At 71.3% G+C, this 11,050-nt stretch carries 4 protein-coding genes; 3 read left to right on the top strand and 1 reads right to left on the bottom strand.

Annotated features, from left to right (window positions below; translation table 11 throughout):
• Window positions 1–457: 457 nt before the first annotated feature.
• The 3 genes from ABZ948_RS39550 to ABZ948_RS39540 all read left to right on the top strand — a co-directional run bounded on the left by ABZ948_RS39550 (window position 458) and on the right by ABZ948_RS39540 (window position 9,644).
• Window positions 458–3,847 (top strand): hypothetical protein, encoded by a 3,390-nt coding sequence (locus tag ABZ948_RS39550; protein ID WP_359767970.1) that lies wholly within the window; start codon window positions 458–460, stop codon window positions 3,845–3,847.
• Window positions 3,848–4,042: 195 nt separating this feature from the next.
• Complete coding sequence (locus ABZ948_RS39545; RefSeq protein ID WP_359767969.1) at window positions 4,043–9,277, top strand: family 43 glycosylhydrolase; 5,235 nt, start codon at window positions 4,043–4,045, stop codon at window positions 9,275–9,277.
• Window positions 9,278–9,323: 46 nt separating this feature from the next.
• The gene (locus tag ABZ948_RS39540; RefSeq protein WP_359767968.1) at window positions 9,324–9,644 is read left to right on the top strand and encodes an antibiotic biosynthesis monooxygenase family protein; all 321 of its coding nucleotides are present in this window, start codon (window positions 9,324–9,326) and stop codon (window positions 9,642–9,644) included.
• 20 nt (window positions 9,645–9,664) lie between these two features.
• On the opposite strand, the gene ABZ948_RS39535 is transcribed toward ABZ948_RS39540, so the two are convergent.
• Window positions 9,665–10,885 carry a metallophosphoesterase gene (locus ABZ948_RS39535; protein WP_359767967.1) on the bottom strand — a complete coding sequence of 407 codons (1,221 nt, stop codon included), beginning with the start codon at window positions 10,883–10,885 and terminating at the stop codon, window positions 9,665–9,667.
• Window positions 10,886–11,050 lie beyond the last annotated feature (165 nt).

Genomic DNA, 11,050 nt, shown 5'->3' with positions numbered 1-11,050 from the left:
GTGGTGAAGACCTCGGTCAGGTACGCGGCGGCGTCGGGGTGTGTGGTGTCGAGGACGCGCAGGTCGTGGCCCCAGTTGCCGGCCCCGGACGGAACGTATGCGGCCGATCAACCCAGCTGGTTCAGGAGCCAGGTGACGACGGCCCGGAGGGTGCCGGAGACGGCACCGCTGACGGCAGCGCAGGCGAGGGTGAGGCGCTCGCGGCGGGTGGGGCGGGTGCGGGACATCGGTCCTCCACGGGATCGTGACGGTGGATGGGCGGCCGGCCGGCTCGCTGTCCACGCTGGAGCCCGCACCGTGATCGACTCCGAGTCGCGACGAGGTGTCAGCCCGAGCGCGCGTCACCGCTGTTCGCGCCATGCCCCGGAGCGCGATGGGGGACGATGCTGCGATGAATGGCGACACGGGGGGCGGCCGGAATGGGCCGAAGCGGCCGCGGACGCTGGCGCGGGCGCACGTGGGATGGCCACGTGCGCTGCGGGAACTGAAGGATCTGCTGTACGAGGTGTACCTGGCGGCGGGTGCTCCCAGTCTGGATGAGATCACCGCCGACGTGGCCGGCGATGACGGCCTGGCGGGGGCTCCCAGCAGGGACAACGTCCGCCGCTGCATCAGCGCCCCGTCCCTGCCACCCAGTCAGGCCGACGTCGGCGCCGTCGCGACGGTGCTGGCCCGCCGGGCCGCCTGGGATCACCAGGATCTGACCGGTCGGGTGCGGGAGCTGTGGGTGGCTGCCCGGATGGCCGTGGGGGTGGGGCGGCCGGTCGGCGAGTTCAACGAGGACGACCGGCTCGTTCTGGTTGATCTGGAGGTCCACCCGGCCCTGGATGTCGAGGGCGCCCACGATCGGGTGGGGGCCCTGCCCGTCTATGTCCCGCGCGCGCACGACACCCGTCTGGAAGCGGTGGTCACCGCCGCGGAGGCCGGACGCAGCGGGATCGCGGTGCTGGTCGGGGGTTCCTCCACGGGAAAGACCCGCGCCATGTGGGAGGCGGTCCGGGAGCTGCCGGACCCCTGGCGGGTGTGGCATCCCTTGAGCCCCAGCCGCCCCGATGCGGCCCTGGCCCACCTTGCGGACATCGCACCCCACACGGTGGTGTGGCTGAACGAGGCCCAGTACTACGTCGGTCCGGACCCGCTCGGCGAGCAGGTCGCCGCAGGGCTTCGGGAACTGCTGAACGACCCGTCACGGGCCCCGGTGCTGATACTGGCCACCCTGTGGCCCGAGCACTGGGACACCCTGGTCACCCGCACGGGGCGGGATCGGCACGCCCAGGCCCGTGCACTGCTGGCCGGACACGAGATCGACGTGCCGGACGCGTTCACCCGCGCCGACCTGGCTGCCGTCGCCGGCATCGACGACGCGGACCCCCGGCTCGCGCGGGCCGCCGAGCGTGCACAGGATGCGCAGGTCACCCAGTATCTGGCCGGTGTGCCCGCCCTGACCGCCCGCTACGACACGACGCGGGGCGCCACCCGGGCCCTGATCCACGCTGCCATGGATGCCCGCCGCCTGGGTGCCGGCCCCCACCTGCCTCTGGCATGGCTGGCCGACGCTGCCCCCGGCTACCTCACCGACACCGAATACAACACGCTCGACGCCGACTGGCTCAGCCACGCCCTGGGGTACGTCACCACGCCCTGCAACGGCCTTCCCGGCATTCTCATCCCCGTCAGACCGGGAGCCGGGCGCAACCAGCGGCCGTCCGCCGCGAGCCGCACCGCCGCGGGACCACCGGACCGACGCGCCCAGGGCCCGCTCTACCTCCTGGCCGACTACCTGGACCAGTACGGGCGCCGCCACCGCGCCGAGGACATCCCGCCCGTCGCCTTCTGGACTGCGGCCGCCTCCCACGCTCACCCCGCCGACCTCGACACCCTCGGCGACGCCGCCTGGGCCCGCGGCCTCTACCGGGACGCCGCCCAGCTCCACAAACACGCCACCGCGCACGGCGACCCGCACGCCCCGTACACCCTCGTCCGTCACCTGCATGCCCTGGACCCCACCGACTCCCGTCCCGCCCGATGGGCCGCCACCCACATCCCCCTCGGCGACCCGTACGCGGTGGCCCGGCTGTTGAACCTCCTTCGGACGGTGGGGACGCGGGAGCAGGTGGACGCCCTGCTGGCCCGCGACCCCGCCGTCCACACTGCCCCCGAGGCCCCGTTCGCGGTGGCCCAACTGCTGGAGAGCCTGTGGAAGGCGGGGGCGTCACAGGAGGTGGAGGCCCTGGCCGAACGCGCCGTGGCCCGCGTCGACCTCGACGCCCCGGAGGACCTGGCCCGGCTGCTGGAGACACTGTGGGAGGCGGGGGCGCGGGAGCAGGCCGCCGCCTTGGCCGAACGGGCGGCCACCCACGCTCCCCTCGGCAACCCGTTCGCCGTGGCCCAACTGCTGGAACGTTTGCGGAAGGCCGGAATGCAGGAACAGGTGGACGCCCTGCTGGCCCGGGACCCCGCCGCCCACATCGCCCTCGACAACCCCGACGCGGTGATCTGGCTGCTGAAGTGCCTGCGGGAGGCAGCAGCGGCAGAGCAGCTGGCCGCCGTGGCCGAACGGGCAGCCACCCACGCCGCCCTCGACGATCCGTACGTGCTGGGCCGGCTGCTGGAGGGTCTGCGGGAGGTGGGGGCGCGGGGGCAGGCCGCCGCTCTGGCCGCACGGGCGGCCACCCACGCCACCCTCGACGATCCGTTCGCGGTGGCCCGGTTGCTCGGCCGTCTGCGCGAGGCGGGGGAGCGGGAGCAGGTGGAAGCCCTGCTGGCCCGCGACCCCGCCGCCCACGTCGCCCTCGACGACCCGGACGCCGTGGCATGGCTGTTGGATCGCCTGTGGGAGGCGGGATCCTGGGAGCAGGTGGAAGCCCTGCTGGCCCGCGACCCCGTCACCCATGTCGCTCTCGGCGACCTGTACGCGGTGGTCCGGCTGCTGAAGCGGCTGTGGCAGGTGGGAGCGCAGGAACAGGCCGGCGTCCTGGCCGAGCGGGCGGCAGCCCACGCCGGCCTCGACGACCCGTACGCGGTGGCCCGGCTGCTGGAGTGTCTGCGGGAGGCCGGAGGGCAGGCGCAGGCCGCGGCTCTGGCCGAACGGGCCGCCGCCCACGTCGCCCTGGACGACCCGTACGAGGTGGCCCGGCTGCTTGACATCCTGCGGGAGGCGGGAGCGGGGGAGCAGGTGGACGCCCTGCTGGCCCGCGGTCCGGCCGTTCACGTCGCCTTCGACAATCCGAGCGCGGTGGCATGGCTGCTGGACCTTTTCCGACGGGTGGGGGCGACGGAGCAAGTGGACGCCCTGCTGGCTCGCGACCCGGCCGTCCACGCCGCCCTCGACGAACCGGGCGGGGTGGCCCGGCTGCTGGAAGTCCTGCAAGAGGCGGGAGCGCAGGAGCAGGCCGCCGCTCTGGCCGAGCGGGTCGTGGCCGACGCCGTCCTCGACGAACCGGGAGCGGTGACGTGGCTGTTGAAGAGTCTGCTGGAGGTGGGGGCGCAGGAGCAGGCCGCCGCCCTGGCCGCACGGGCGGCCACCCACGCCCTCGACAATCCGTACGAGGTGGCCGGACTGCTCGACTTTCTGCTGGAGGTGGGGGCGCGGGAGCACGCTGCCGCCTTGGCCGAACGGGCGGCGAGCCACGTCGCCGTCGACCAACCGGACGCGGTGGGGCGGCTGTTGGAGCGTTTGCGGGAGGCGGGAGCGCGAGAGCAGGCTGCCACCTTGCTCGAACGGCTCCCTGCCACGGGTCACTTCGCTCGATACGTCAGTCACCAGGAAAACCCGGAGAGGTTCCGCCACGGTCGTGAGCCCAGCGGGGATGCCGCCCCTCGGTGGTCATGGAGCGACCTGGAGTGAGGGACTGATTCGTTCGACCTGTCGGACATTGTTCGAAACCTATTGACGCTGCCCTGGGCGTCGACTGAAACTCTCGCAACACACGTCATCTGCGTGTAACGGCGGGTTCACGGCACGGGCTTGCCGTCGCCTCGTCGGCCTCGATCGCGTTCCGCCTTGTCCGTCATCCGCCATGCCTCAGCAGGGAACCTCGACATGACGCACGTCGCACGATGCGCACGACTTCGCAGCCGCGCGAGACGTCGGGCGGGTCATCTCGCCGGACTGACCGCCGCCTCGATGCTGCTCACCCTCGCCGGACCCACCGCCCCGGCGACGGCCGCACCGGCCGCACCGGCGGCCGGAGCCGCGGACATCACCGACGGCCTGGCCCTGTGGTACAAGCTCGACGCGGACTCCGGCGGCACCGTCACCGACGCCTCCGGCCACGGCCGCGACGGCACGCTCAACGGCAGCGCCGACTGGTCGGCATCCGGTGAGGGACTCGCCTTCAACGGGTCGGACACCTACATCAAGGTGCCGGACGACGTCATGAAGGGCATGAACTCGATCACCGTCTCCCTGGACGTACTGATCGACCCCGCCCAGAGCACGCCCTACTTCCTCTACGGCTTCGGCAACACCAGCGCGGGCAGCGGCAACGGCTACCTGTTCACCACCGGCAACTCCTTCCGCACCTCCGTCGCGACGGGCAACTGGTCGACCGAGCAGACCACCAAGCCGTCCGACTCCCACAACCTGACCCGGGGCGTCTGGAAGCACATCACCTACACCCAGACCGGTTCCACCGGCGTGCTCTACGAGGACGGCGTCGAGGCCGGCCGCAACACCTCGGTCACCACCACGCCCGGCGCCATCGGCTCCGGCACCACCAAGGCCAACTACATCGGCAAGTCCGTCTACGACGGCGACAGGCTCTTCAAGGGCCGGATACGCGACCTCCGTGTATACGACCGGGCATTGGACGGCCCGGAGGTCGAGCAGCTCTCCCTCCCCGTCGCCAGGCAGGGCATCGCCGACGACAAGGACGCCCTGACCCTCGGTGACACCAGCGCCGTCACCTCCGACCTCGACCTGCCCAGGACCGGCCCGGCCGGCGGCTCCTCCATCACCTGGGACAGCGACAACCCGTCCGTCGTGTCCGACACCGGCAAGGTGACCCGCCCCGAGGCCGGCTCACCCGACGGCCGTGCCACGCTCACGGCGACCCTGAAGAAGGGCACCGTGACCGGCACCAAGACCTTCGACGTCACGGTCCGGCCCGCGCTCGACGACGCGGCCGCCACCCGGGAGGCCGCCGAGGCGCTCACGGTCCACAACCTCGACGACGCCCGCGGCAACCTCACCCTGCCCAAGGGCGGCAAGTACGGCACGGCCGTCACCTGGTCCTCCGCGAAGCCGGACGTCGTCTCCGCCGACGGCGAGGTCCACCGCCCCGCGCACGGCGACGGCGCCACCACCGTCGAGCTCACCGCCACCGTCACCAAGGGCGAGGCGAAAGCGAGCCGCGTCCTGACGGCCAAGGTGCCCGAACTGCCCGCCGACGAGGCCCTCAAGGGCTACATGTTCAGCTACTTCACCGGCGAGGGCACCTCCGACGGCGAACAGCTCTACGCCGCCCTCAGCAAGGGCAACGACCCGCTGCACTGGCGCGAGCTGAACGACGGCAAGCCGGTCCTCACCTCCACGCTCGGCGAGAAGGGCCTGCGCGACCCGTTCATCATCCGCTCCCCGGAGGGCGACAAGTTCTACCAGATCGCCACCGACCTCAGGATCTACGGCAACGGCGACTGGGACGCCTCCCAGCGCACCGGCAGCAAGTCCATCATGGTCTGGGAGTCCACCGACCTGGTGCACTGGACGAACCAGCGCCTGGTCAGGGTCTCACCCGACAGCGCGGGCAACACCTGGGCGCCGGAGGCCTTCTACGACGCCGAGCGCGGCGAGTACGTCGTCTTCTGGGCGTCGAAGCTGTACGACAACGCCGACCACTCCGGCGACACGTACAACCGCATGATGTACGCCACCACCCGCGACTTCTACACCTTCAGCGAGCCCAAGGTCTGGATCGACCGCGGCTACTCGGTCATCGACTCCACGATGATCCGGCACGACGGCACCTACTACCGCCTGTCCAAGGACGAGCGGAACAACACCTCCTCCACCCCCAACAGCAAGTTCATCTTCCAGGAGAAGAGCGACTCGATCCTGAGCCCGTCCTGGACCCCGGTCGCCGAGGGCATCGGCAAGGGCGCGATGAACGCCGCCGAGGGACCGCTGGTGTTCAAGTCCAACACCGAGGAGAAGTGGTACGCGTTCCTCGACGAGTTCGGTGGCCGCGGCTACATCCCGTTCGAGACGACCGACCTGGACTCCGGCACCTGGACCCCCTCCACCGGCTACGACCTGCCCGCCAAGCCCCGCCACGGCACCGTCCTGCCGGTCACCCAGGCCGAGTACGACCGGCTGCTGCGCGCTTACCAGCCCGACCAGGTCGTGAAGAGCGTCGAGGACGTGTCGGTGAAGACCCGGGTCGGCGAGGCTCCGGTCCTGCCCGCCACGGTGATCGCCGAGTACGCCGACGGCGCCAAGCGGCCCGTCGCGGTCACGTGGGAGGACGTGCCGGCGTCGAAGTACGCCCAGGCCGGCACCTTCACCGTCACCGGCAGCCTGCCCGGTGGCACCGCGATCCCGGTCCGCGCCGAGGTCACCGTGTCCGAGGAAGGACCGGACGTCCCGGCGGACCTCCTGCTGCACTACGACTTCGACGAGACGGGCGGCAGCATCGCCCGTGACTCCAGCGGCCACGGCCACCACGGCACGTACGTCCGCACACCCGACTTCGGCACCGGTGTCGACGGCGGCTCGTTCAAGATGTCCGGTGACTCGTCGAGCTCGCCGTACGTGAAGATCCCGAACGGCGTGCTGAAGAACGCCGGGAGCGTGACGGTGTCGACGTACGCCAAGTGGAAGGGCGGCAGCAGCTTCCAGTGGCTGTTCGGGCTCGGACCCGACAGTGACAAGTACCTCTTCGCCACCCCGTCCAACGGCGGCTCCAGCCTCTACTCGGCCATCACCAAGGCGAGTTGGTCGGCCGAGTCGAAGCTGACGGCCGGCTCGCAGCTCACCCCCGGCCAGTGGCGGCACGTCACGGTGACGCTCGACGGGGCCACCGGCACGATGGTCCTCTACGCCGACGGCGTCGAGGCGGCCCGTACGACGACCACCATCAAGCCGTCCGAGCTGTACGACGCGGCCAAGGACTACAGCGGCTACATCGGCCGCTCCCTGTACGCGGCCGACCCGTACTTCGGCGGCGAGGTCGACGACTTCCGCATCTACGACCGTGCTCTCACGGGCACCGAGGTCATGCGACTCAGCGGCAACACCGCGGGCATCGCCAAGGTGACGCACCCGGCGCTCAAGGTCGACGCACTGATCGACAACGCGGGCGGCACGATCACCCTGCCCATGAAGGCGGGCACCGATCTCACCGCGCTCGCACCGGAGTTCGCCCTCGCCGAGGGCGCGACGATCAGCCCCGCCTCCGGCAGCGTGCGTGACTTCACCCAGCCGGTGACGTACGAGGTCACCGGGTCCGACGGCAAGAAGCGCACCTGGAAGGTCTCGGCGCTGATCATGAAGACCCCGGTCCTGCCGGGCCTGAACGCCGACCCGAACATCATCCGCTTCGGCGACACCTTCTACCTCTACCCGACGACCGACGGCTTCGAAGGCTGGAGCGGCACACAGTTCAAGGCCTACTCCTCCACGGACCTGGTCCACTGGAAGGACCACGGCGTCATCCTCGACCTGGGACCGGACGTCAGCTGGGCGGACAGCAGGGCCTGGGCGCCGGCGATGACGGAGAAGGACGGGAAGTACTACTTCTACTTCTGCGCCGACGCGAACATCGGCGTCGCGGTGTCCGACTCGCCCACCGGACCGTTCAAGGACGCCCTGGGCAAGCCGCTGCTGAAGGCCGGTGACTTCCGCGGCCAGATGATCGACCCGGCGGTCTTCACCGACGACGACGGCAAGCAGTACCTCTACTGGGGCAACGGCCGCGCCTACGTCGTCCCGCTCGGCGACGACATGACCTCCATCGACACCTCGAAGGTCCAGGACATCACCCCGAGCGGCTACAACGAGGGCACCTTCGTCATCAAGCGCAAGGGCACCTACTACTTCATGTGGTCGGAGAACGACACCCGGGACGAGAACTACCGCGTCGCCTACGCCACCGGCCCCTCGCCCACCGGCCCCTGGACCAAGCGGGGCGTGATCCTGGAGAAGGACCTGTCCCTGGGCATCAAGGGCCCGGGCCACCACTCCGTCGTCCACGTCCCGAACACCGACGACTGGTACATCGCCTACCACCGCTTCGCCATCCCCGGCGGCGACGGCACCCACCGCGAAACGACCATCGACAAGCTGGAGTTCGACTCCGACGGCCTGATCGAGAAGGCCGTCCCGACCCTCGGCGGCATCGACCCGGTCACCGTCGTCCACGCCGGGCCGGACGCCACCGGCACCGAGGGCGAGGCGATCACGCTCGCCGGCACCGTCTCCGGAGCCGGCACCCCCAAGTGGACCGTCCAGGACGGCGCCCCGTGCGCGGTCAAGGACCCCGCCGCGGCCCGCACGACCCTCACCTGCACCGACGACGGCACCTTCGAGGTCACCCTGACCGGCGGACGCGGCACCGACACGGCGACCGTCAAGGTCTCCAACGCCGCCCCGTCGATCACGTCCGCCGAGGGCCCCGGCTCGCCCGTCCCGGTGGGCAAGCCCGCCGTGGTCACGGCCTCCTTCACCGACGCGGGCACGGCCGACCGCCACACCTGCGAGGTCGACTGGAAGGACGGCAGCCGGCCGACGACCGGCACGGTCACCGACTCGGGCTGCCGCGCCGCACACGTCTACGGCGACGCGGGCATCCACCGCCCGGTCGTCACGGTCACCGACGACGACGCGGGCACGGACACCAGCACGCTCGCGGAGCTGATCGTCTACGACCGTGCCGCCGGACCCGCGGCCGGCGTCGGCACGATCACCTCACCGGCCGGTGCCTACCCGGCCGAGCCGGGGCTGACCGGCAAGGCGGCCTTCACCCTGGACGCCCGGTACCGGAAGGGCGCCACCGTCCCCACCGGCAAGGCCATGTTCGTCTTCGGCCCCGCCCGGCTGACCTTCCGCTCGACCGGCTCCGACTGGCTCGTGGTGAACGGCTCCCAGGCCGTCTACCAGGGCACCGGCGCGGTGGGCGGCAAGGACGGCTACGCCTTCAGAGTCACCGTCACCGACGCCCCGGACACCTTCCGCATCAGGATCTGGAAGAAGTCCACCGGCGATGTCCTCTACGACAACAGGACCGGCGCGAGGCCGAAGGGCATCGTCACCGTGGGAACAGGACACCAGCAGTCTTAGGCAGCCTCAGATCCATCTCTCACGGGCCTGCGAGGAGAAAGTGAGCATGACCGAGATCAGCACGGACAACGACGTGGTCACTTACATCAATGTCTTCACCGTCGCTCCCGAGAATCAGCAACGTCTGATCGAGCTGCTGCAGTACATGGCGCGAGAGGTCATGCCGAAGCAGCCGGGCTATGTCCAGGCCAATATTCACCGGGGCCTGGAAGGCACTCGCGTGGCCAACTACAACCAGTGGCGCTCGCAAGCGGATCTGGCGGCCGCGCGCGAAGACGCCGACGTGCGGGCGTGCATGGAGCAAGTACTGAAGATCGCGACACTCGACCTCGTACCGTACGAGGTCGTCTCGGTACACCGGCCGTAGATCCGCGGCCGGGCCCAGTGCTACGCCGAGGCGGGCGGCCGCGGGGAGCGCAGCACGAGGAGGGTGATCTCGCTGGGGGCGAAGACGCGGAACGGCGGGCCCCAGAAGCCGGTGCCGCGGCTGGTGTAGAGGAGGGTGCGGGTGCCGTGGTGGCTCAGGCCGGCGAGGGCGGGCTGGTCGAGGCGGACCAGGTGGTGGAAGGGCCAGATCTGGCCGCCGTGGGTGTGGCCGGAGAGCTGGAGGTCGATGCCGGCGGCCGCCGCCCGGTCGACGAACTTGGGCTGGTGTGCCAGGAGCAGGACGGGCAGGTCGGGGTCGGCGCCGTCCAGGGCTCCGGCGAGGTGGGCGCGGTGGCCCGCGAGGCCGGAGGACTCGGCGGTGACGTCGTCCACACCGGCGACCACGAGGGTGTCGCCTCCGCGTTCGAGCAGCAGGTGGCGGTTGCGCAGCGGCTCCCAGCCCAGCTCGTCCATCAGGTCGACCCAGCCCTGGGCCTGGCTGTAGTACTCGTGGTTGCCGGTGACGTAGACCCGGGCCCGGGTGGCCCGCACGGTACCGAGGGGGACGGCCTGGGCGCGGCGGCGTTCGGCCGTGCCGTCCGCGATGTCGCCGGTGTGGCAGACCAGGTCGGCCTCCAGGGTGTTCACCGTCTCGCACACCCGTGCCGACCAGCGGGCGCGGTCGAGCGGGCCGTAGTGGGTGTCGGTGATGAGGGCGACGCGGAGGCCGTCCAACCCGGCGCCCAGCCGGGGCAGTTGCACGTCGAGTCGGCGCACCCGTGGCACGCGGCGGGCTTCGGCGTACCCCCAGGCGAGGAGGAGGGCGGACACGCCGAGGACGGCCCACGTGACGATGCGGGCCCGGTCCTCACTCCCGCCGACGCCCGCCACGGTCAGGGCGAGCCGCAAGAAGACGCCGAGCAGCACGGACCAGGTGAACAGGACCCAGCTCGTGCCCAGCAGGGTGTCACCGACGATCGCCGCCCGGTCCTGCTGACGCCGGCCGTGGCCGCGCACCATCGCGAGCGGCATACCCACGAGCCCGAGGACGCACAGCGCGGTGCCGGCCAGTGTGACGGGCAGCGGCCAGTGCTGGCCGGCGTACAGGAGCACCCAGCAGGGCACGGTCCACAGCAGGACGGGGGCGATCAGGGGCAGGTGACGCATCAGGCGGTGCAGCCGGCTCTGCCGCGGAGCTTCCGCTGCACTCTCGGCGGGTCGGGTGTCGCTGGTGTCGGTCACGCTTGCCCTCCCTGGCCATGCTGCCGTCTCGCGCACTGTATCCGCTCGCCCTCGGGCCGACCGGACCGGCGTGCATGGAGACGTCGTCGCGCGACCACGGCGGCCGTGCGGTTCGGCGGCGAGCGGCGCGACCGCAGGCTGGCGGCGCTGCGGCTGGTCGGCTCC

Origin of the sequence: Streptomyces olindensis, from assembly GCF_040645895.1 — a bacterium.
Classification (GTDB): domain Bacteria; phylum Actinomycetota; class Actinomycetes; order Streptomycetales; family Streptomycetaceae; genus Streptomyces; species Streptomyces olindensis.
This window is presented reverse-complemented; position numbering and strand designations above follow the sequence as displayed.

Excerpts from the sequence above, each read along its gene's own strand:
- ABZ948_RS39545 (WP_359767969.1), top strand. The coding sequence starts at position 4,043 with ATGACGCACGTCGCACGATGCGCACGACTTCGCAGCCGCGCGAGACGT.
- ABZ948_RS39540 (WP_359767968.1), top strand. The coding sequence starts at position 9,324 with ATGACCGAGATCAGCACGGACAACGACGTGGTCACTTACATCAATGTC.